This window comes from Falsiroseomonas sp. E2-1-a20 (assembly GCF_051433195.1).
Taxonomy (GTDB): domain Bacteria; phylum Pseudomonadota; class Alphaproteobacteria; order Acetobacterales; family Acetobacteraceae; genus Falsiroseomonas.
In genome coordinates, this window is sequence record NZ_JBHMFT010000004.1 from 263,748 (window position 1) to 285,108 (window position 21,361).

General features: G+C 70.9%; 20 protein-coding genes. 5 read left to right on the forward strand and 15 right to left on the reverse strand.

Translation table 11 applies throughout. The features are described 5' to 3' along the window. Positions 1-6: 6 nt before the first annotated feature. From ACFHPP_RS07815 to ACFHPP_RS07870, 12 genes are read right to left on the reverse strand one after another with little or no spacing between them, the layout of a single operon-like run. Complete coding sequence (locus ACFHPP_RS07815; RefSeq protein ID WP_437162700.1) at positions 7-813, reverse strand: formate/nitrite transporter family protein; 807 nt, start codon at positions 811-813, stop codon at positions 7-9. Next, entirely contained in the window at positions 810-1,109 is a 300-nt protein-coding gene (locus ACFHPP_RS07820) for a hypothetical protein (RefSeq protein WP_437162701.1), read from the reverse strand. Before ACFHPP_RS07820 ends, ACFHPP_RS07815 begins: the two co-directional genes overlap by 4 nt. Continuing rightward, on the reverse strand, positions 1,106-2,011 hold the full coding sequence (gene nrfD / locus ACFHPP_RS07825; protein WP_437162702.1) for an NrfD/PsrC family molybdoenzyme membrane anchor subunit: 906 nt from the start codon (positions 2,009-2,011) through the stop codon (positions 1,106-1,108). Before nrfD ends, ACFHPP_RS07820 begins: the two co-directional genes overlap by 4 nt. Next, on the reverse strand, positions 2,008-2,904 hold the full coding sequence (locus ACFHPP_RS07830) for a 4Fe-4S dicluster domain-containing protein (protein WP_437162703.1): 897 nt from the start codon (positions 2,902-2,904) through the stop codon (positions 2,008-2,010). The genes nrfD and ACFHPP_RS07830 overlap by 4 nt, the downstream gene beginning before the upstream one ends. After that, entirely contained in the window at positions 2,901-6,065 is a 3,165-nt protein-coding gene (gene fdh / locus ACFHPP_RS07835) for a formate dehydrogenase (RefSeq protein ID WP_437162704.1), read from the reverse strand. Before fdh ends, ACFHPP_RS07830 begins: the two co-directional genes overlap by 4 nt. After that, positions 6,062-6,283: a hypothetical protein gene (locus ACFHPP_RS07840; protein ID WP_437162705.1), complete on the reverse strand. Its 222-nt coding sequence runs from the start codon at positions 6,281-6,283 to the stop codon at positions 6,062-6,064. The genes fdh and ACFHPP_RS07840 overlap by 4 nt, the downstream gene beginning before the upstream one ends. Then, positions 6,280-8,457, reverse strand: a complete 2,178-nt coding sequence (selD, locus tag ACFHPP_RS07845; protein ID WP_437162706.1) for a selenide, water dikinase SelD — start codon at positions 8,455-8,457, stop codon at positions 6,280-6,282. The genes ACFHPP_RS07840 and selD overlap by 4 nt, the downstream gene beginning before the upstream one ends. A gap of 48 nt (positions 8,458-8,505) precedes the next feature. After that, on the reverse strand, positions 8,506-9,702 hold the full coding sequence (locus tag ACFHPP_RS07850) for a mandelate racemase/muconate lactonizing enzyme family protein (RefSeq protein ID WP_437162707.1): 1,197 nt from the start codon (positions 9,700-9,702) through the stop codon (positions 8,506-8,508). Beyond that, the gene (locus tag ACFHPP_RS07855; RefSeq protein ID WP_437162708.1) at positions 9,702-10,460 is read right to left on the reverse strand and encodes an RraA family protein; all 759 of its coding nucleotides are present in this window, start codon (positions 10,458-10,460) and stop codon (positions 9,702-9,704) included. The genes ACFHPP_RS07850 and ACFHPP_RS07855 overlap by 1 nt, the downstream gene beginning before the upstream one ends. Continuing rightward, positions 10,457-11,434 (reverse strand): Bug family tripartite tricarboxylate transporter substrate binding protein, encoded by a 978-nt coding sequence (locus ACFHPP_RS07860; protein ID WP_437162709.1) that lies wholly within the window; start codon positions 11,432-11,434, stop codon positions 10,457-10,459. The genes ACFHPP_RS07855 and ACFHPP_RS07860 overlap by 4 nt, the downstream gene beginning before the upstream one ends. Next, the gene (locus ACFHPP_RS07865; protein ID WP_437162710.1) at positions 11,431-12,108 is read right to left on the reverse strand and encodes a GntR family transcriptional regulator; all 678 of its coding nucleotides are present in this window, start codon (positions 12,106-12,108) and stop codon (positions 11,431-11,433) included. Before ACFHPP_RS07865 ends, ACFHPP_RS07860 begins: the two co-directional genes overlap by 4 nt. Positions 12,109-12,158: 50 nt before the next feature. Further along, positions 12,159-13,388 carry a hypothetical protein gene (locus ACFHPP_RS07870; RefSeq protein WP_437162711.1) on the reverse strand — a complete coding sequence of 410 codons (1,230 nt, stop codon included), beginning with the start codon at positions 13,386-13,388 and terminating at the stop codon, positions 12,159-12,161. A gap of 171 nt (positions 13,389-13,559) precedes the next feature. Here ACFHPP_RS07870 and ACFHPP_RS07875 point away from each other — a divergent pair, with 171 nt between their 5' ends. From ACFHPP_RS07875 to ACFHPP_RS07895, 5 genes are read left to right on the forward strand one after another with little or no spacing between them, the layout of a single operon-like run. Next, a complete protein-coding gene (locus ACFHPP_RS07875) occupies positions 13,560-14,207 on the forward strand; it encodes a hypothetical protein (RefSeq protein ID WP_437162712.1) in 648 nt (215 codons plus the stop codon). A gap of 16 nt (positions 14,208-14,223) precedes the next feature. Continuing rightward, the gene (locus ACFHPP_RS07880; protein ID WP_437162713.1) at positions 14,224-15,177 is read left to right on the forward strand and encodes a hypothetical protein; all 954 of its coding nucleotides are present in this window, start codon (positions 14,224-14,226) and stop codon (positions 15,175-15,177) included. A 13-nt stretch (positions 15,178-15,190) separates the two neighbouring features. After that, positions 15,191-16,819 (forward strand): Dyp-type peroxidase, encoded by a 1,629-nt coding sequence (locus ACFHPP_RS07885; protein ID WP_437162714.1) that lies wholly within the window; start codon positions 15,191-15,193, stop codon positions 16,817-16,819. Continuing rightward, the gene (locus ACFHPP_RS07890) at positions 16,816-18,168 is read left to right on the forward strand and encodes a cytochrome P450 (protein ID WP_437162715.1); all 1,353 of its coding nucleotides are present in this window, start codon (positions 16,816-16,818) and stop codon (positions 18,166-18,168) included. Before ACFHPP_RS07885 ends, ACFHPP_RS07890 begins: the two co-directional genes overlap by 4 nt. Before the next feature lie 17 nt (positions 18,169-18,185). Further along, on the forward strand, positions 18,186-18,734 hold the full coding sequence (locus tag ACFHPP_RS07895) for a carboxymuconolactone decarboxylase family protein (RefSeq protein WP_437162716.1): 549 nt from the start codon (positions 18,186-18,188) through the stop codon (positions 18,732-18,734). On the opposite strand, the gene ACFHPP_RS07900 is transcribed toward ACFHPP_RS07895, so the two are convergent. The 3 genes from ACFHPP_RS07900 to ACFHPP_RS07910 are packed head-to-tail and all read right to left on the reverse strand — an operon-like array spanning position 18,731 to position 21,257. Continuing rightward, the gene (locus ACFHPP_RS07900; RefSeq protein WP_437162717.1) at positions 18,731-19,798 is read right to left on the reverse strand and encodes a mandelate racemase/muconate lactonizing enzyme family protein; all 1,068 of its coding nucleotides are present in this window, start codon (positions 19,796-19,798) and stop codon (positions 18,731-18,733) included. The genes ACFHPP_RS07895 and ACFHPP_RS07900 overlap by 4 nt on opposite strands. Continuing rightward, a complete protein-coding gene (locus tag ACFHPP_RS07905) occupies positions 19,795-20,625 on the reverse strand; it encodes a sugar phosphate isomerase/epimerase family protein (protein WP_437162718.1) in 831 nt (276 codons plus the stop codon). The genes ACFHPP_RS07900 and ACFHPP_RS07905 overlap by 4 nt, the downstream gene beginning before the upstream one ends. After that, positions 20,622-21,257: a GntR family transcriptional regulator gene (locus ACFHPP_RS07910; RefSeq protein ID WP_437162719.1), complete on the reverse strand. Its 636-nt coding sequence runs from the start codon at positions 21,255-21,257 to the stop codon at positions 20,622-20,624. Before ACFHPP_RS07910 ends, ACFHPP_RS07905 begins: the two co-directional genes overlap by 4 nt. Positions 21,258-21,361 lie beyond the last annotated feature (104 nt).

Sequence of the window (21,361 nt, forward strand, 5' to 3'; positions counted from 1 at the left end):
CGTCGTCTAATCGTCCTGCGGTCGCAGATAGGCGAACCAGTAGGCGAGGCCGATGGCGCCGCCGCCGATGACGTTGCCGATGGTGACGGGCACCAGGTTGCCGAGGAAGCTGCCAAGGCCGATCGGCCCCGCCTCGCCCTGCACCAGCCAGCCGAAGGGGATCAGCGACATGTTGGCCACCGAATGCTCCAGCCCCATGGCGACGAAGGCGGCGATGGGCGGGATGATGACCAGCACCTTGTCCGCCGCGCTGCGCGCCCCGAAGGCCAGCCACACTGCCAGGCAGACCAGCATGTTGGCCAGGATGCCGCTGGCCAGCGCCGCGCCGAAGCCGAGTTCCACCTTGCGCGTCGCGCCGGCCAAGGCCGCGGCGCCCACCGCGCCGTCGCCCGCCAGGTGCAGGTTGGCCGCGAAGGCGAGCAGCACGATGGCGATGGAGCCCACGAAGTTCGCGACATAGGCCAGCAGCAGCGCCCACAGGATCGGCGCGAAGCCGGCGCGGCCTTCCGCCCAGGCCACCACCAGCAGCGTGTTGCCGGTGAACAGTTCCGCCCCGCCGAGCAGCACCAGGATCAGGCCGAGCGAGAACACCACGCCCGCGAGCACCTGCGCCGGGCCGAAGGGCAGGGCATCGGAGGTGCCGGCCAGCGCCGTCATCGCGAACAGCCCGCCGAAGGCGATGTAGGCACCGGCCAGCAGCGCCAACATCAGCAGCACCGGCGCATCGAGTTCCGCCTTGGTCTTGCCCTTGGCGCGGGTGGCGATGGCGATCTTCTTCGGGGGGCGGATCTCGCCCGGGGAGGTCTCGCTCATGCGGCGTCGCACGCCGCAAGTGCGGCACGCGCCTCCTGCAGTCGTTCGGTGCGAAAACCCATGATGGGAACGGCGCCGGACCAGGTCAGGCTGAGCACCGCATTGGTGCAGGCGAGCCGCCGGTCGAGGTCCGCCGACGCGCCATCCGCGCGGCGCCGCGCCACCTGCAGGTCGCGCAGCGCGACCACGGATTTCAGGGCCTGCATCGCTTCCTCCACGGTGCTGGGGGGTGCCACGGCGATCAGGCGGTCGAGCGCCGCCAGCGCGGCCTGCCGGGCGGAGGCCTCCGCGTTCATCGCTGCGTCGTCCGGAACACGTCGCCGGGACGCCGGGCGCTGGCATTGCCGGCGGTCAGCACGCCATGGCGCATCGCGGCGCCGCCGAGCAGCATGGCGATGGATGCGGCCTCCGGGAGCAGCTTCTCCGCCCGGCCACCCAGCGCACGGCCCAGCACGTGAGCGGCGAAGGGCAGCACCGCGCCGGCGACGGTGCCGCCGCCGTTGATGAGCGTGTTGGGCGTGCCGCGCGGCGCGACGCCGGCGCGCTGCCATTGCGCCTTGGCCGCCTGGCTCGCCAGCATCTCCGTGCCGCCGGCCAGCAGCGCCAGGCGCTCCAGCCGCTGCGCGATCTCGTCCTCGCCGTCCCGGCGCTGCATCAGGGCGAGGGCGGAAGCCGCGCCCGCCATCGCGGCGCTGCCGAACTGCACGGCGAGCGGCGCCGGCGCGGCAGCCCAGAGCGGCGTGCTGGTCGAGGACAGCAGCGAGGCGGTGTAGACGCTCATCCCCGCGCCGGCGATGGCGGCCGGGCCCTGCGTCGCCTCGGAGACGCGCCGCGCGAAGGGCCAGCGGCGGCCGAAGACGCTGCCGAGCGCGGTCAGCGCGCTGAGCCCGCCGAAGGCCGTCAGCAGCCACGACCCCAGCGACATCGGCGAGGTCGGCCGAACGATGCGCAGCATGTTGAACCAGCGCGACGGCGTCTTAAGGTGCCGGACCAGCACGAGCGGGCCCAGGATGCTGCCGCCGAGTGCCAGCAGCCGCGCCTGGCGCACCAGGCTGCGGTTCGGCCGCGCCACCGCGGCGATGATCTGCGCCGAGCCGGCGACGCCGAGGATGAAGATGTAGGCGGAGACTTTCCAGTCGAAGCTGCTCGGCTTGGTGACCTGGCGGCCGTGGTAGGTCTCGCCGTTCCAATGCGTCATCTGCGCCCCACTCCCACCAGCGCCGCCGCGATTGCCAGCCCCGCCATCGTCGCAAGACCCGCGAGGAACGAAGGCCGCGCGTTGCGCGCGGGGCGGGTCGGCCTCGGCGGCAGGTTGTACAGCTCCGGCTGCGCGGTCAGCAGGAAGAAGGCGTTGAGGTGGTGCAGGCCCGCGCCGGTGCCGGGGCCGTCCGGCGTGCCGTACAGATACGCCTTCGGCTGGCCCTGTTCGTGCAATTGATCAACGCGCAGTTCGGCACGCGCGATGAGGTCCGACAGCTCGCCGAACTGGATGCTGTCCGTCGGGCAGGATTTGGCGCAGGCGGGCTCCAGCCCGCCCTTCAGGCGATCGTAGCACAGCGTGCATTTGTGCGCCTTGCCATCCTCCTTCGCCAGTTCCACCACGCCGAAGGGACAGGCCGGCACGCAATAGCCGCAGCCGTTGCAGATATCCTGCTGCACCACGACGGTGTCGAATTCCGTGCGGAACAGGGCGCCGGTGGGGCAGGCCTCCAGGCAGGGGGCGGGGCTGCAATGCTTGCAGACGTCCGACATCATCAGCCAGTTGGACTGGTAGGGCGGCATGGTCGTCGCGCCCTCCAGCTTTTCCAGGAAGGTAACGTGGCGCCAGGTGTGGGCGCCCAGCTCGCCGGTATTGTCGTAGCTGTGGCCGGTCATCGGGCCCTTTTCGGAGGGCAGGTTGTTCCATTCCTTGCAGGCCACCTCGCAGGCCTTGCAGCCGATGCACAGCGTGGTGTCGGTGAAGAAGCCGTAGCTTCGGCCCGGCTCGATGACGCAGCCGGCGGTGACCTCGGCCTCCTGCGGGATCGGCTTCTGCGGGTCGAGGTCGGTGTGCTCCAGCACGCGCCGATGCGCCAGGCCGCCATCCATCATCGCTCTCCCCGATGCAGCCGGCCCGGACGCAGCGCGCAGGTCAGCGCCTTGTTCTCGTGCATCGCCGTGTTCACGTCGCCGACGACGGCGGTCAGCACATTGGCGATGTCGCCGGTCGCCATGCCTTCCCAGCCGAAATGCCACGGCATGCCGAGCTGCCAGATAAGCTGGTTGCCGATGCGGAAGGGCCGCAGCCGATCCGTCACCAGCGCCCGCGTCTCGACCTCGCCGCGCAGGGTGGACAGCACCACGAAGTCCTTGCTGCGGATGCCGAGCGCGTGCGCGAGTTCGGTCGGGATTTCGCAGAAGCCCTCCGGCATCAGCTCCGCCAATGTGGCGACGCTGCGGGTGGGCGTGCCGCCGGCGTGGTGTTCGGTCAGCCGGTAGGTGGTCAGCACATGCGGGAAACGCGGGTCGCCGGTTTCATGCAGCCGGTTGTCGGCATGTTCCCAGCGCTTCGCGGCCGGGTTCGCGTCCTGCGCGTAGAGCAGGTTCGGCACCGGGCTCTCGATCGGCTCGTAATGCACGGGCAGCGGGCCGTCCTTCAGGCCGGAGGGCACGAACAGGCCGGCGACGCCGTCGGGGATCATGATGAAGGGCTGGTGGCCCGAGATCGCGTCCATGCCGGCGGGCTTGCTGGCCCAGTCGGGCTCGAAATCGGGCCGCTTGGTCGGCGGGAAATCGACCTTGTCGGGGCTGTCCCACTTCCCCGCATCCTCGTCCCACCAGACCAGCCGCTTGCGCGCGGACCACGGCTGTCCGGCCGGGTCGGCGGAGGCGCGGTTGTTCAGCGTGCGGCGGTTGTCGGGCCAGGCGTAGCCCCAGCCGAGATGCGTGCCGGGTCCATCCGGCCCATCCGGCTTGCGCGCGCGCGCCAGGTTGCGGCCCGGTTCCGGGAACACGCCGCTGTAGATCCAGCAGCCGCAGGCGGTCGAGCCATCATCCTTCAGGTCGGAGAACCCGCAGACCTGCACCTTCTCCGGCCAGGTGTAGCCGTTGATCTCGCGCAGCACCGCTTCCGCATCCGGCTCGCCTTCCGTATCCACCGGGTAGTCCCAGGTGAGCGCCTGGATCGGCCGGTCCTCCTCCCGCGTGCTGTCCGCGTACATCTCCTTCAGCAGGCGGCCGAGGTGGTAGGCGAACCACAGCTCGGACCGGCTGTCGCCCGGCGCCTGCACGACCTTGTCGTGCCACTGGATCAGCCGGTGGGTGTTGGTGAAGCTGCCGGCCTTCTCGCCGGCCAGTGACGCCGGCATCAGGAAGACCTCGGTGCCGATGTCCTCCGTCCGCATCTCCCCGTCGCGGATGATGTGGCCGTCGCGCCAGAAATTCGCGGTTTCCGTCTCGGCGAAGTCGCGCACCACCATCCAGTCGAGCTGCGCCAGGCCGCGCTGCACCAGGCGGCTGTTGCTGCCTCCGACGACCGGGTTCTGGCCCATCACGAACAGGCCCTTGAGGATGCCGTCGCGCATGGCAACCGTCATCGGCAGCTGCGAATGGTCGCCGGTCATGCGTTGCAGCATGTCGAAGCCGAAGCCGTTCTCCGCATTGCCGGCGGCGCCGTACCAGGCGCGCAGCAGGCTGACGGCATACTTCGGAAAATTGTGCCACCAGCCGGTCGGGTTGGTTTCGCTTTCCAGGTAGTCCGCCAGCGTGCCGTGCGGCTTCATCGCGTGCGGCTGCGGCAGGTAGCCCGGCAGCATGTCGTACAGCGTCGGGATATCTGTGCTGCCCTGGATGCTGGTGTGGCCGCGCAGCGCCAGGATGCCGCCGCCGGGCCGGCCGACATTGCCGAGCAGCGCCTGCAGGATCGCGGCGGCGCGGATCATCTGCACGCCGGTGCTGTGATGCGTCCAGCCGACGGCGTAGCAGATGGTGCCGGTGCGCTCCCGCCCGCTGTTGCGTGCCATCTCGCCTGCCACCTTCAGGAAGACGTCGCGCGGGCAGCCGGTGACGCGTTCCACCATCTCCGGCGTGTAGCGGGCGTAGTGGCGCTTCAGGATCTGGTAGACGCAGCGCGGATGCTGCAGCGTCTCGTCCTTCGGCGTCGGGCCATCATGCAGCCGCTTCACCGCCTCGCAGAAGCCTTCCGCCTCGATGAAGGATTCGGCCAGCGAGGACGGCATCATCATGCCATCGTACTGCCAGCTCGCCGGGCTGTAGCGCTTGCTGTCCTCGGACCAGCCCGAGAAGAGGCCATCGAGTTCCTCCGGCCCCCGAAAATCCTCGTCGATGATGGTGGACAGGTTGGTGTAGGGCAGGGCGAAGTCGCGGAACCACAGGTCGTTCTCCAGCACGTGCCGGATGATGCCGCCGAGGAAGGCGATGTCGCTGCCGGCGCGCAGCGGCGCGTAGATGTCCGCCATGGCGCTGGTGCGGGTGAAGCGCGGGTCGGCATGGATCACCGTGGCGCCCTTCTGCTTCGCCTGCAGGACGAAGCGGAACGCGATCGGGTGGTTCTCGGCCATGTTGGAGCCCATGACGAGCACGCAATCCGCGCGCGCCAGGTCCCACTGGGGCAGCGTCGCCGCGCCCCGGCCGTAGGAGGCACCCAGACTGGGCACCGAGGAGGAGTGTCAGACCCTCGCCTGGTTCTCGACGAAGGCCATGCCGAGGCCGCCGGAGAACAATTTCTTCAGAAGGTAGTTTTCCTCGTTGTCCAGCGTGGCGCCGCCGAGCGAGCCCATGTTCAGCGTCTGGTTCAGCCGCGTCCCGTCCGGCAGCCGGCCGACAAACCCCTCGTCGCGCGTGCGCTTCGCGAGATGCGCGATGCGCCGCATGGCCCAGTCCAGATCGACGCGCGTCCATTCGGTGGCGCCGGGCGCACGGTGCAGGCAGGTGTCGATGCGCTCGGGGCTGGTCAGCAGGGACAGGGTGGCGGCGCCCTTCGGGCAGAGCGTGCCCTGGTTGATCGGGCTGCGCGGATCACCCTCGATGTGGATCGGCTTGTCGTCCTTCGCATAGACCAGCTGCGCGCAGCCGACGGCGCAGTAGGGGCAGATGGAGGTGCCGACCTTGTCCGCCTGTTCCAGCCGTGGCCGCAGCGTGCGGGAGGATTCGCTCTCGGCGGCCGTGGTCTTGTGCGGCGCGCCGCGGAGCTGGCGCGGCACGGACCAGTCGCGCAGGGCGCGCGCAGCACGGCGTAGCGGCGGCTTGCTCATGGCGTGGCCTCCAGGGCGTGGGCGATGTGGGCGCGCAGGCCGGGCGCGGGCTCGTAATCCACCCGCACGCGGCGATGCGCCAGCGCCGGCAGGTCCTGCGGTTCGAGATTCGCGTTGTGCGCGAGCAGGAAGTGCAGCCCGCGGCCGGCCGCGGTCAGCAGGCGGAACCGGCTTTCCTGGACGACGAGGATTGTACCCGCGATGGACCGCATGGTCATGAAACCCCGTTCATGCGCAAGGGTTGCAGGCGAATCGTCGGAGCATGATCTTCAACCTTTCCGATGGCTGCGGCGCCGTATCCTTCGGCGCGCAATGCGGCAACGCAGTCCGCGCACCGGCTAGCCGGGACGCCGGCCAGCAGGCCGCCAGCGGTCTGCGGGTCCAGCAGCAGCGAAAGTCGCGCGGGTGCCGTGTCGCCGCTCAGGAAAGGCAGCGCGGCGGCACGGTTGCCGGGGTCGAGCGTGCTGCGGTGGCCCGCCGCCAGCATCGCCTCCGCCCCCGCCAGCGCCGGCACGGCATCGGGGTCCAGCACCGCGCCGGCGGCGGAGGCGCGCAGCAGTTCCAGCAGGTGGCCAAGCAGCCCGAAGCCGGTGACGTCGGCGCAGGCGGTGGCGCCATGGGCGCGCAGGATGCGGCTGGCGGGGAAGGGGCTTTGCTGCATGCCGGCCAGCGCGCCCTCCACCCAGGCGGCACGGCCGGCGCCCTGCATGGCGGCGGCGAGCAGCGCGCCGGTGCCGAGCGGCTTGGTCAGCACCAGCACGTCGCCCGGACGCAGGCCGGCGCGCAGGATCGGTTGCGCGACCTCTCCGGTCACCGCGAAGCCGAGCATGGCCTCCGTCGCCTCCGCCGTGTGGCCGCCGACCAGTCGCGCACCGGCGGCTTCCAGCACAAGCTGGCCGCCACGCAGCATCGCCAGCAGGTCCGATTCCTGCACGGCCTCCGCCGCCGGCGGCAGCGCCGCGATGGCGAGGGCGACGCGCGGTTCGGCCCCCATCGCGGCGATGTCGCCGAGCGCGTGGTTGGCGGCGATGCGGCCGAACAGGAAGGGGTCGTCGATCGGCGCGCGGAACATGTCCACGGTCTGCACCAGGGTGCGGCCGGGTACCTCCGGCAGGTGCAGCAATGCGGCGTCGTCCGGCGGTGGCAGGCCGGGCAGCGCGGCGAGGACGCGGGACAGCACCGGCGCGGCCAGCTTGGCGCCGCAGCCGCCACAGCGCATCGGCGCGGGCGGGTCCGTGGGTTGGTCCAGCCGGGGCGCCATCGGCGGCATCTCCGCGTGCATGCGGATCCAGCGCCGGTCGATGCGGTCCTTCAGCCGCAGCGCCCAGCGTCCCATGCGCGCTGCGCCACCCCAGGTGGCGATGGCCTGCGAGCCGGTGGAGACCAGCGCGAGGTAGCGGCGCTGCGGCGTGAAGGGGCGGGGCGCCTCGCCCGCCAGGGCACGGCGCAGATTCTCCGCCAGCGGCGCGCCCTGCCGCACGGCGAAGACCCCGGCGCGCGGCCTCGGGTGGGCCGCGACGGTGGCGAGGTCGCCGGCGGCGAAGACGCGGGGATGCGACAGGCTGCGCAGCGTGGCATCCACGGCGATGAAGCCGGCCGGGCACAGCGCCAGCCCGGTGCCGTGCAGCCAGGCGGGCGGCGCGGCGCCGGCAGCCCAGATGGCGCGGTCACAGGGCAGGCTGCGGCCATCGGCCAGCATCAGCGAGTCCGCCCTCACCTGCGCCACGGTGGCGGCGCCATGCCAGGCGACATCGCCTGCCGCCAGGGCTGCCCGTGCCGCGTCGCGCGCCGCTTGTGCCATGCCGGGCAGCGGTGCATCGCCACGGCCGACCAGGCCAATGCGGGCCGCGGCGCCGAGGCCCTGGCGCAGTGCCAGCGCCACCTCCACCCCGGCGGCGCCCTCGCCCACCACCAGCAGGCGCAGCGCGCCATTCGTGTCGCGCAAGGCCCGCCACCCGGCGAGGAAGCGGTCGAAGGGCCGCAGCACCAGCGCATGCTCGGCGGCGCCTGGCACCAGCGCGGGGGCGGCGCCGGTGTTCAGAGACAGCAGGTCGAACCGCAGCGGCGGCCGGTTGCCGGTGCACAGGACATGGCCGGCTGCGAGGTCCAGTCCGGCAACCTCAGCCCGCAGGAAGCGCGCACCGGCTGCGCGGGTCAGGCGCGGCAGATGCACCACGCAATCCTTGGCGGCGAAGCGGCCCGCGACCAGGCCGGGCAGCATCCCGGAATACAGCGCCTCCGCCTCGCGCGCGACCAGCGTGACGCGGAGGCCGGCGGGCAGGGGGCGCCGCGCCAGGTGGCGCAGCACGCCGAGATGCGCATGCCCGCCACCGACCAGCAGCAATTCCCGCTCGATCTCCACCATGGCCAGCGCGGCGCTCCCCCGTTGCACCCGGCGAGGTTGCGGGGTCCAGGGACAACGCGGGCCGCGCCGCCGCGTTCAGTCCGGCAGGATGCCGGCGCGTGGCGTGCGCGGCTGGCTGTACAGCGTCGCCGCCTCCGTCCCCTTCGGCCAGCCGCCGGAGGGCAGGCCGACATTGCGCAGCGACGGGTTGGCGGCGACGAAGGCCTCGTCCAGCGTCACGCCGAGGCCCGGCGCATCCGGCACCACCACATGCCCATCCACCATCCGCGGCGCCGCGCCGTTGATCACCTGGCTGCGCCCCGGCCAATCCGGATCCATGCGTTCCAGGATCAGTGCGTTCGGGATCGCCGCCAAAAGGTGGATCGCAGCGAATTCCGCGACCGGGCCGAGCGAACCGGAATGCGGCGCCACCGTCGCGAAGCGCGCCTCCGCGATCGCCGCCAGCTTGCGCATCCCGGTCAGCCCGCCGGCACGGCCGGAATCGGGCTGGATCACGTCCACCAGGTTCTCGAACAGCAGCGGCGCCACGCCGTGCAGCCCGCCATGGCGCTCGCCGGCCGCCAGCGGCACGTCCACGGCACGCCGCAGCGCGCGGTAGCCCTCGATGTTCTCGGGGGCCAGCGGTTCCTCCACGAACAGGGGCCGCAGCTTCCCAAGCTCCCGGCTGATGCTGATGGCATCCGGCAGGCTCAGCCAGGGCGGGCCGTGCAGGTCGATCATCAGGTCGCAGTCGTCGCCGATGGCGGCGCGGATGGCCCGTGCCTTCGCCACCGGATTCGCCACGCCGCCGGTCTTGATGGCGGTGTAGCCGCGCGCGACGGCATCCTTCGCCTGTTCGGGCGTGGAGGCGTGGGTGTAGGCGCGGATGCGGTCGCGCATCATCCCGCCGAGCAACTGCCACACCGGCACGCCGAGCGCCTTCCCCTTGATGTCCCACAGCGCCATGTCGATGGCCGCGATGGCGCCCTGGCCGACCACGCCGCTCATGCCATGGCCCATCATGGCGACGGCCATGCGCTGGCTGATGCGCTCGATGTCGAAGGCGTTCTGGCCGATGACGATGTGGGCGAGGTCGCCCACCGCGGTTTCCACCACGCGCGGCCAGCCGCTGCCCTCGCCGAGCCCGGTGATTCCGGCATTGGTCTCCACCGTCACGAACAGCCAGTTGCGCGTGCCCGTGGTGATGCTGCTTTTCACGTCGCCCCAGCCGGAGACGCCGAGCGGCCCCGCCTGCATCAGATGCGTGCGGATGGCGGTGATGCGCGGCCCCATCAGAAGTATCCACCCTTGGCGCTGATCTCGGCGACGGAATCGCCCTGCTCGATCCAGTCGAAGATTTCCTTCTCCAGTCCGAGGATCTCCTCGCAGCGTTCCAGCACCGGCAGCGCGAGGGCGCGCGGCACCACCATGACACCGTCCATGTCCGCCACCACGACATCGCCGGGATGCACCATCACGGCACCGATGCGGACCGGCACCTGGAAATGCGACAGCATGGCGCGGCCGAGGGCCGCGTTGGGATGGCGGAAGCGGCAGAACACCGGGAAGTCCGCATCCATCACCTGCCGCGTGTCGCGCACGCCGCCATCGATGGCCGCGCCGCGCACGCCGCGCGCCTTGGCGGCCGCCGTCATCACGCCGCCCCAGGCGGTGGAGTCCTCCGCGCCGCCGGCATCCCAGACCACGAAGTGGCCCTCGCCCATCGCCTCCAGCATCGCGCCGCGCAGCGTCATCTCGCCCGTCACCTGCGTGTTCGGCGCGCTTTTCGCGGTGAAGGCGAAGCCGGCGGTGCAGGGCTGTTCCGGGCGCAGCGGCTGGATGCGGTGCGGCAGCGCCTGGTCCATCAGCGCGTGCTCCCGCAGCACGTCCGACACCGCGCCGGTATAGAGCTGCGCGTAGCGGTCGAGCAGCGCCTTCTCCGGGATCGGCAGCGGGGCGAGCGGCCGTGCCTCGCGTTCCGCCACCAGCCAGTCCAGCCGCATCGCCTTGACTTCGGCGCGCAGCCGCGCGGCGGGGTCCTGCGTGCTCATTGCACGGTGATCCCGGCTTCGCGGATCAGCGTGGTCCAGCGCAGCAGTTCGGCGCGGTACAGCGCATCGAAGCCAGCGGGGCTTTCGCTGGCGACGGGGGCGATGGACAGCGCCCGGACCCGATCGGAGAAGGCCGGCGACCGCACCGCGGCCACCGTTGCCGCATGTAGGGCCGCCACCGCGCCGTCTGGTGCGCCGGCGCGCACGCAGATGCCCTGCCAGGACCGCATCTGGGCTGCCGCCGGCAGCCCCGCCTCACCGAAGGACCGCACCTCCGGCATGCCCTCCGCCCGGTCCTGCTGCATGACGCCGAGGACGCGCACGCGGCCTTCCGCCGCCGCCGGGGCCTGGTAGCTGGCGACCAGGTCGAACATCATCTCGACGTCGCCGGACAGCAGCGCCTGGAAAGCCGGCGCGCCGCCGCGATACTGCACCCCCTCGAACCGCCCGCCGACGGTGCGGAACAGCAGCTCCGCGCCGAGGTGCGAGGAGGTGCCGACGCCGGCGGTGCCGATGGTGACGCCGCGGTCCCTGGCACGCGCCACGGCCTCCTCGATCGTCGTGATGCCGGACTTCGCGCTGGCCATCACCACCACCGGCAGCGCAGTGAGCTGTCCGCACATCTGCAGGTCCTTCGCCGGATCGTAGCCGAGCTGCGCGATCAGCCCGGGATTCGTCACCAGTTGCAGGCCGGCCAGCGCCAGCGTGTGTCCATCCGCCGGGGCTTGCACCACGGCCTGCGTCGCGATGTTGCCCGAGGCGCCGGCGCGGTTTTCCACCACCACGTTCTGGCCGAGCGCCTTCGCCATCTCCGCCGCCGCCAGCCGCGCGACCAGGTCCGCCGTGCCGCCCGGCGCGAAGCCGACGATGAGGCGCAGCGGCCGGTCCGGCTTCCAGCCCTGCGCCCGTGCGACATGGGGCGCGGCAATCGCCGCGGCTGTGGTGCCGAGTAGCAGCCGGCGCGTGATGGTCATGGCGTGGGTTTCCTTCCTTGTTCTTCGGCGAACCGTTCGAGCAGGTCGCGCTTGGCGGATTCGACATGGGCGAAGGCGGCTTCCGCGGCCGCCTCCGGGTGGCGAGCCCGCAGCGCCTGCAGGATCGTCTCGTGCTGCCTTGCGGCCGTGAGCATCCGCGCCGGGCCGTAGCCGAGGCGGAGGCGGACCGCGTTGACGAAGGCGGTGCGCGCGGCGACCACGGCCTGCGCCTGGGGGTTGGCGGCGACGCCGTCGATGGCGGCGTGGAAGGCCTCGTTGTGACGCAGCGCCGCGGCGGCATCGTGACGCTTGGCCGCGGCCTCGAAGGCCCTGGCGTGCGCGGCGATGCCCGTCAGCTCCGCCTCCGTCACCCGCTCCGCGGCGCGGCGGGCGAGCAGGGATTGCAGGGCGCCGCGCAGGTCGTACAGGTCGGCGAACAGCTTGGCGTCGAGCAGCGGCACGATGGCGCCGCGATGCTGGCGGATCTCGACCAGCCCCTCGCCCTCCAGCGACAGCAGCGCCTCCCGCACCGGGCTGATCGAGACCTGATGTTCCAGCGCCAGGGCGCCCAGGGTGCGGTGCGTGCCGGGCGGCCAGGTTCCATCGAGGATCGCCAGGCGCAGGCGGTCGCGCAGGATGGCGTAGGCGGGGGTGGAGGCGGTCGTGGGAGCCATCCGGCATCTTGCCCATTAGATTTTATAAAATGCAAGAGCTGCCTGGACCGTTAGGCCGCGGCGAACAGCGCCGCGAACAAATCCTGCTGCCGGGCCAGTTCCTCCGCCAGCGGCTGGTGCACCGGGCGGCGAAGGCCATCATGCGGGCCCATCTCGAACAGGCCGTTGGGCGCGTAGCGGTCATCGTCCCAGCCGGGATGGCTCATGATCGGGTAGATGCAGATCCCCTCCATCCGCACCCCCGCCAGCACCGCGTCGCGCATGGCACGCCCGATGTAGCGCAGCCAGGCCGGCCGCTCCGGCCCTTCGATGCCGGTCTCGGATAGGAAGATGTTCCGGCCGTAGCGCGCCTCGATGTCCTGCATCAGGCGGAACAGCGGGCGGTAGCGCGGGTCGTCGCCGCCGATGCGCGGGCCGTTATGGATCCACTGGTGGTTCCAGTAGTAGTTCATCCCGACCAGGTCGAAGACCTGCGGCCCGCCGCCGAGGCCGGGTGCGGCCTGGCCATCCAGCAGGTCCAGCGCCAGCACCTGCTGCTCGTTCAGTGCCGCGATCTCCTCCGGATCATGGCCCGGGCCGGCGGCGATATGCACCAGCGGCTCGATCGCCAGGAGGGTGGCGCCCGGCGCCGCCTCCCGCACCGCGGCGGCGGCGGCGATGGAGGCCCGGACCAGGTTGCGCCGCATCTCCGCGCCGCGGCCGCGCGTGCCCGGGTTGATCCAGCCCATCTCGCCGCCGCCATGGCTGAGGAAGGAGATCTCGTTGATCGGGCAGACGATCGGCGGCGTGCCGGTCTCCTCCAGGTGCAGCCGCGCGAAGGCGCCGGCATAGCGGGCGAAATGCTCGACGAAGGCGCCGGAAAACACGTCCAGGTGGTCCGGCCAGCCGAAATGCATCAGGTCCCACGCCACCTGCAGCCGCGCCGCCTTCGCCGCCGCCAGCATGGGCCGCAGCGAGGACCAGTCGTGGCGGCCGGGCTGCGCCTCCACCAGGTGCCAGCGGACACCGTCGCGCGCGGAGTCGATGTCGTGCTCGCGCAACTGCCGGTAATCCTGCAGGGCCAGGCGGTCGTGCCCCGTCGCGGCGATGACGTCGAGCCGCTTGCCGTCGCCGCGCCGGTGCGTGGAACACTCGAAGCCGCCCAGGAAGAAGCTGTTGAACACGCTCGGCCGGAAGTCGCGCGCCACCGGCGCCGCGGCGTGCGCCGGCAGCGCAGCAAGCGCGCCGGTGGAGGCGAGCGCGGCGAGCAGGCGGCGGCGCGCCAGTCTGGCTTCGGCCATGGGGTGTTCCGGTCCGGCAGGGTTCGGTGCGCAACGCGACCGGGGTGCGCAGGTTTCGCGCCATGTGGCGCGTGTTTCATTCGGTTTCGCGCGAGGCGTGCAGGATGCGTTTTGCCTTGCAACGATCGGCCGTCGCGATAGCGTAGCGGCTTCCGGAACGGGAGGTGCCCCATGTCGAATGTCGCGGGCAAGGCCTACGGGATGAACGTCGTCACCCCGATGCGGCCGTGGAAGACCTGGATCAACCGCTTCCTGTTCATGGTGGCGCGCACCCAGCCGCAGCAGCTGGGCGGGTTGCTCGGCCTGTCGATCATCCACTTCGCCCGCTGGGTGATGATCCGCCGCGACCAGTGGCCCGACCTCGGCCAGGGCAAGCCCAGCATCGCCAACGACTACATGCTGTTCGTCAGCAACTTCAACGGCACCTGGGACCAGTACATCGATGCCTTCAGCGACGGCATCCCGAACGGGCTCGACCTGTTCTGGTATTCCAGCACGAAGTACCCGGGATCGATCCCGATCACACCCTTCAAGAACTACATCCGCGCCAACCAGATCGATACCGCCTACTACTACAACGCCACGCCCGGCGCGGCGCAACGCGACATCAAGGCGGCGCTGCGGGTGCGCGCGGCGCTGGAGGCGCTGGCCCGGCAGCATGCGACGCTGACGCCGGAGGAATTCGCCGTCGCGTTCCGCCGCGCCTTCGTGACCGTGCAGAACGACCTGCCCTCGCACGGCTACGCGCCGGTGGCGAGCAACGATACCCAGAACGCCGACCTGAACCGGGAGGCGCTGATCCGCCGCCCTCCCACCTGAGGCGGAGCCAGCACACATGCCCAACTTCGACGGCGGCCACTACTTCCTGACGACGCTGATCCCGATCCGCAGCGGCCTCTGCGCGGACCCGCGGACCGCGGCGACGGTGACCTCCCACCTGCATGAACTGCGCGCGACGTTGGCGGCGCTGCCGACGGCGTTGCAGACGCCGGCCACCGAGAAGATCGGCCTGAACAGCCCTTTCGCGCGCAGCACCCGCACGCATTTCGCGCGCTTTGCCATCCTGGACGATGTCGCCTTCAACGGGCGCGGGCAGCGCGACCCGATCAAGGTGGCGCTGAAGCTTTCGCCGCAGCCGAATGTGACGGACCCGGTGGACCGGCTGCCGTGTTCCTACCTGATCTTCGTGCTGGATTTCGACGCCACCGATGGCAGCGACGCGACCCGCGACGAATACCTGGCGCATCTGTGGTCGGTGGCGCAGGACGAACTGCGGGAAATCCTGGTGCATTGCGACGGGCATGAACGGCTGGTGGATCCCGCCGGCTTCGTGCGGCTGATGCGGGACTGCCAGGTCGAAACGACCATGCCGTTCAACGACTACTGGACCGGCGCGCCGCCCCTGTCGCCACTGCCGCTGAAGCCGCTGCTGGCACCGGCGGTCATTGCCGCGGCCGCACTGGTGCTGGGCGTGCTCGGCGCGCTGATCATCGATGACGATCTCTGGCTGCTGGCCCTGGCCGGGCTGGTGGCGCTGCCGCTGACGCTGTGGTGGGCCTATGGCCGCATCAACGCCGCCGCCGCGCAGCCCTTTGCCACAGCGCCGCATTCGGACCTGCCGGGCGTGCTGAAGGCGCTGTACCTGCAACAGAAGTTCACGCGGCTGGCAATCGACACGCAGGGCGCGTCGCCCGCCGCGCTGCACGCGGCCTTCGACGATTTCCTGGCGACGCACCGGCCGCAGGACACGGCGGCGCCGACCCAGATACCCGGCGTGGTGCGGTGCTGAGGAGGCGACGAGCATGGCCGTGAATCTCGACCTGGCCGATATCCAGGGCAACGTGCTGACCGCCTATGGCCGGCTCGGCTTCCCCAAGGGGCGCATGCTGCTGCTGCACGTCGCCAACGCCCGCGCCGGGCGCAACCTGCTGGACATGGTGAAGCCCTTCGTCACCACGGCGCTGCGCTGGCCCTCGGACCGCCGGCCGCAGCCGCCCGGCACGATCTATCAGAAGCGGCCCCGCGTCGCGGTGAATGTCGCCTTCTCCTTCTGGGGCCTGCTGGCACTCGGCGTGCCGATCCGCACGCTGCGCGGCATGCCGGACGAGTTCATCGACGGCATGCCGGCCCGGGCTGACATCCTGTGCGACAACTTTCCGCGTGCCATCTCGGAAGCCTGGGATCCGGTCTGGCTTTGGCGCGACGATCCGCGCCGTCGCGTGCATGTGTTGCTGACCTTGAACGCGCAGATGAACCCGGATGGCTTGCCTGTGGACCGCCTGGACGAGTTGACCCGGGAGATCGAGGCGCTGGTCGAGGCAACGGAGGGCGGCGTCACCCTGCTGTCCGGCCATAGCGGCCCCGATCCGCGCTGGCAGGACATGTCGGCGCTGCTGGAGGCGCAGCCGGACGGCACCATGGCGCCGCTGCCGACCGAGCATTTCGGCTTCGTCGATGCCATCGGCGATGCCGTGTTCGACGGGCAATACCCGCCGGAGCGCATGGCCACCGCCGTCATCGGCCAGGGGAAGATGCTGGCCGACCAGAGCTGGGCGCCGCTTGCGACCGGGGAGTTCCTGCTCGGCCATCCGGACGAATCGCAGGAGATCGCCGGCAACCCGATGCCGCTGGATTTCAGCCGCAACGGCACCTTCGTCGCCTATCGCAAGCTGCACCAGAACGTCGCCGCCTTCCGCGACAGCATGGACCGCATGGCGGTGCAGTTCGCGGCGGTGATGGAGATGCCGCAGCACGAGGCCTGCGAGACGCTGAAAGCCAAGATCGCCGGCCGCTGGTCCGACGGCGTGCCGCTGATGGCCGCCGCGACCTACGCCGAATGGCAGGCCTTCCGGGACCGTCGAACGGCCGCGACGAAGGCGGATGACCGGGCGACGCTGGCGGCGCTGGACCGGGCGCTGGTGGATTTCAGCTACCGCGGCGATCCCCTCGGCGCGAAGTGCCCGTTCGGATCGCATCTGCGCCGGTCCAACACGCGGGACATGATGGACCCGCTGCTGAATGCGCCGGATTCGAAGCAGTGGAACGGCTCGGTCCTCAACAACCGCCGCCGCATCCTGCGGCGCGGCCTGCCCTACGGTCATGCCGAACCGGGCGCGGCTACAGATGAGGGCGACCACGGCATCGTCATGCTCGCCACCTGCGCCAACCTGTTCCGCCAGTTCGAATTCATCCAGCAGCAATGGATGCAGTACGGGCTGGACTTCAACACCGGCAACGATACCTGCCCGATCGTCGGCAACCATGGCGAGGATGCGAAGTTCGTCATCGCCGCGGACCCGGCCTCCGGCAAGCCACCCTTCATCTGCGACCGGCTGCCGCAATTCGTCGAAACGCGCGGCGGCGACTACTTCTTCGTGCCCAGCATGACCGCGCTGCGCATGATCGCCGCCGGCACCGTCGACCCCACATGAGCGGCTTCCTGGGCAGTGCGGCAAGCGCGGCGGGAATCCGGCTCGGCATGGCGGGCGCTGCGCTTGGCGCTGCGGGGCGGTTGGCCGTGCGTGGCGCGCGTGCCTATGGCGGTGCGGAGGGCCGTGCCGCACGCATCGCGGCGCTGCTCGGCACCACGGAGAACCAGCGCCAGATCTTCGCGCTGCTGCGCGCGACGCTGCCGAACCTGGTCCTGTCGCGCCGCCTGGTCGCGGCCTACGAGAACACCGGCACCGTCATCGTCACGCGCCACGCCGATGTGACGGAGGTGCTGGAACGCGAATCCGACTTTGCCGTGGTCTACGAGCCGAAGATGCGCGCCATCACCGCCGGCGAGAACTTCTTCCTCGGCATGCAGGACAGCGCCGCCTACACGCGCGACGTCGCCAACATGCGTCTCGCGGTCCGGCGCACCGACGTGCCGGAGATTGTGGTGCCCTACGTCACGCGCGAGGCCGCCGGCATCGTCGAGGCAAGCCGGGGGCGGATCGACGTGCCGGCGACGCTGACGCTGCCGGTGCTGACCGGCCTCGTCGGCGCCTATTTCGGCACGCCCGGCCCCTCCGCCACCGAGATGGCGGAAGGGACCACGCGGATGTTCTGGTACCTGTTCGTCGACCTGGCGGGGCAGGAGGTGGTCTCTCGCCCGGCGCTGGAAGCCGCAGCCGCCTGCCGCGCCTACCTCGACGACGCCATCGCCGCACGCAAGGCCGCGCCGACCGGCGCCGACGACGTGCTGGCGCGCTGCCTGGCGTTGCAGGCGGCCGGCATGCCGGGCCTGGACGACCTGGGCATCCGCAACAACCTGATCGGCCTGCTCATCGGCCTGGTGCCAACGCTGTCCAAGGCCAGCGTCAAGGCGCTGGACACGCTGCTGGACCGGCCGGAGGCGCTGGCCGCAGCACAACGGGCGGCGCGCGAGGATGACGATGCAGCCCTGGCCCGCGTGCTGTGGGAGGCTTTGCGCTTCGACCCGGTTAATCCCTTCATCTATCGCCGCGCGGTGCGGGAGACGGTGATCGCGCGCGGCACGCTGCGCGCTCGGACGGTGCCGCAGGGCGCCATGGTGCTGGCGGCCAACCTCTCCGCCATGTTCGATCCGATCGCGCTGGACCAGCCCGAGGCCTTCCGCACCGACCGCCCCGCCCATGCCTACATCCTGTGGGGCTACGGCATGCACACCTGCTTCGGCGCGCACATCAACCAGGCCGTGATCCCGCAATTGCTCAAGCCGTTGCTGCGGCGTCCAGGCCTGCGGCGCGCCGGCCCGGTGGATGGCGCCGGCACGCCCTTCCCCGTACATTTTCTCGTGGCTTTCGACTCCACCTGACTGTCCGGGAGACCCGCATGGCACGCCTGCCCTACCTCGATCCGGCCGACCTGGCGCCGGAGGACCGGCCGCTGCTGGTACGCCCGGTGAACCTGTATCGCGCCATGGTGAACAGCCCCGGCATGACGCGGGCCTTCCTCGGCCTGGCGCACCACATCCGCCACACCAGCGTGCTGGATGGGCGCCTTCGCGAACTGGCCATCCTGCAGATGGGTTGGACCGCGCGCTCGCCCTACGAATGGTCGCACCACGTCGCCATCAGCCGCGACTTCGGCGTGACGGACGCCGATATCGCGGCCATCGCCGTGGAAAGCCGTGGCGAGGCGTCATCGCTGGAGCCCGCCGCACGGGTCGTGCTGCGCGCGGCGCGGGAGATGGCGGCGGGTGATCTTTCCGCCGAAGGCTTCGCGGCACTGGAGGAACACCTGGATGCGGTCAGCGTCACCGACCTGCTGGTGATCATCGCCTTCTACGCCGGCGTCGTGCGCTTCCTGGCCGCGGCCCGGATCGACGTGGAGCCGGAATACCAGCGCCACCTCGACCAGTTTCCACTGCCGGCTGACTAGGTCTCGCGAAAGGCGAAGCCGATGCCGGGGCGGTCGGGCATCTGCATCAGACCGGCCTCCGGCACCATGTCCTCCGCCAGGCGCGATCGCAGGGCAAGCTGCGCGCCGTGCATCTCCAGCAACCCGCCTGCCGCGTGCCCTGCCATCACCGCCGCATTGGCGATGTCCCAGCCGCCGGCATGCGCCACCGGCGTGCCATGCGCCTCGGCCAGCGCCAGGATGCGCAGCATGGCGGAGATGCCGCCGCAGAAGGCGGCATTGGGTTGCAGCCAGTCTACCGCGCCCCGCGCCAGCGCCTCGCGGAACCAGGCCATCGACTGCACCATCTGGCCTGCGGCGATGGGGATGCGGATGGCGCGGCGGAGCGTGCCCAGCGCCTCCAGGTCGTTGTGCAGAACCGGCTCCTCGAACCAGGCGATGTCGCACTCCTCCACCATCAGCGTGAGGCGGCGTGCGGTGGCGACGTTCATGCCGCAATTCGCATCGAGCATCAGCAGCGGCTTCGGCCCGATCGCCTCGCGCACCGCCCGCACGCGCCGCGCATCCTCCTCCACCCCGCGCCCGCCGGCGGCGACGAGCATCTTGGCGCCGACGAAGCCGGCGTCGATCGCCTCGCGGCAGACGGCGACGAGTTCCGCCTCCTCATACCCCGGCAGGCCGACCGTGGCGTAGCAGGGCACCGCGGTGCGCGCGCCGCCGAGCAGACGCCACAGCGGCTCCCCCAGCGCCCGCGCGCGCAGGTCCCACAGCGCCATGTCGAGCGCGGAGACTGCGGAGACGACGGCGCCCGTCGCGCTGCGCGGGTTGAAGCGTGCGGTCAGGCGCGGCCCGATCGCCTCGGTTGCCCGCGCATCCTCGCCATGCAGCGCCTCCCCCATCCGGCCGAGCAGGCCGACGACCTCCTCCGCCAGGAAGCGCCCGGTGACGCCGGTGCCGACCAGGCCATCCTCCGTCTCAACGCGGCAGCGCACGAAGGCAGGTGTGTCGAGGCCCGCATAGCCGCGCGCCGCGCCCACCGGCGCCAGCTTCTCGACGGCGGCGGCGACGCTGCGGATGCGTGTCACGTGGCAACTCCGGCGGCGCGGGCGGCGTCCACCTGGCGGCTGCGGGCCTTGTCCATGTCGTCCAATGTGCCGAAGGCGTTCATGTAGTGGCCCTTGAAGCCGGCGCCCTCGATCCGGCGGAACATGTCGCCGAAATCGAAGTCGCCTTCGCCGGGAATCAGGTGCTGTTCATGGCCGTTTCGCCAGCAATCCGCGAGCCGCACCTCCACGACGCGATGCAACGGGATCTGCGCCAGGAATCCCTCCACGCCTTCGGGCAGCAGGTGTGCGTGGTTCGCGGTGAAGCTCAGCGCGAAGGCCGGGCTGTCGATGGCGTCGTAGTAATAGCGCCACTCCTCCGGCGTGTGCGCCAGGTAGTGGACCTCGGCATCCGCCGGTTCCTTGTTGAGGTTCTCCAGCAGCAGCAGCGCCTTCTTCGTCTCGGCGTAGTCGACCATGCGCTTCAGGCGATCGAGCCCCGCCTGCATGCGCATCTCGGGGTCGGCCGTGAAGTGGTAGCCCGCATGCACGACGATGGAGGAGGCGCCGAGCAGCGGCATGGCATCGATATAGGCGCGCATGTAGGCATCCACCGCCTCCGACAGGAAGGGCGAATATTCCGCGACGTTGACGGCGGACAGCGTGTGCAGGCCGAGATGCACCTGGTGCTTCTCCAGCGCCGCGCGGATGCCGCGGGCGCGGGCGGCGTCGAAGGTGTTCACCGCATTCGCGCCGGTATCGAGCTGGATGTCGATGTAGCGGACGTTGTGCGCGGCCGCCCATTCGATCGCATCCTCCAGCTTCAGCCGGCGGCCGACATCGACGCCGATCCGTTCGAAGAGTGTCATGGGTTGTCCTCCCTTGCCGTTGCGTGACCGATGGATTCCAGGAAGCGCGCGCGCCCGAGCCGCGCATGCGCTTCCGCAAGGTCGCGGGCCCGTGCCGTATCGCCGGTCACGATCGCGCACATCAGCGCGCGATGCTCCCGGTTCGCTGTACGCATGTGGCCGGGCCGGTCGAAGGACCGGCGGCGCAGCAGCATCAACTTGCGGGTCAACTGTCCGTACAGCGCCTCCGCCTCCGCGTTGCAACCGCAGGCCATGATGAGGGCGTGGAAATTCGAGTTGATGGCGAAGAAGCGGTCCCGTTCACCGCGCGCGATGGCGGCGTCCATCGCATCGACCATGCAGTGCAGCATCACCGCCTGGGCGCTTCCCCGTCGCAGCGCCGCCTCGGCCGCGGCAAGGCCGAACAGGGCCGCGTTGATCGCGTAGATGTCGCAGGCCTCGGCGATCGCCAGGGTCCGGACGAAGGCGCCGCGGTTCATGATCACGGTGACGAGGCCGGTCTTCTCCAGCGCCCGCGCGGCCTCCCGCACCGGGCCGCGACTGACGCCCAGGCTGCGGGACAGCGCCACCTCGTTCAGCCGCTCACCCGGCGCCAAGGATCCGTCCAGGATCAACGCCTCGATACGTCGCATCACGTCGATTCCAAGCGCCTGCGCGCGGGGCCGCCGCAACAAGCGTCCGTGATGCCGCAACGCAGCATCGCACGGTGCCTCCGTGGATGCGGCGGCCGAGGGTG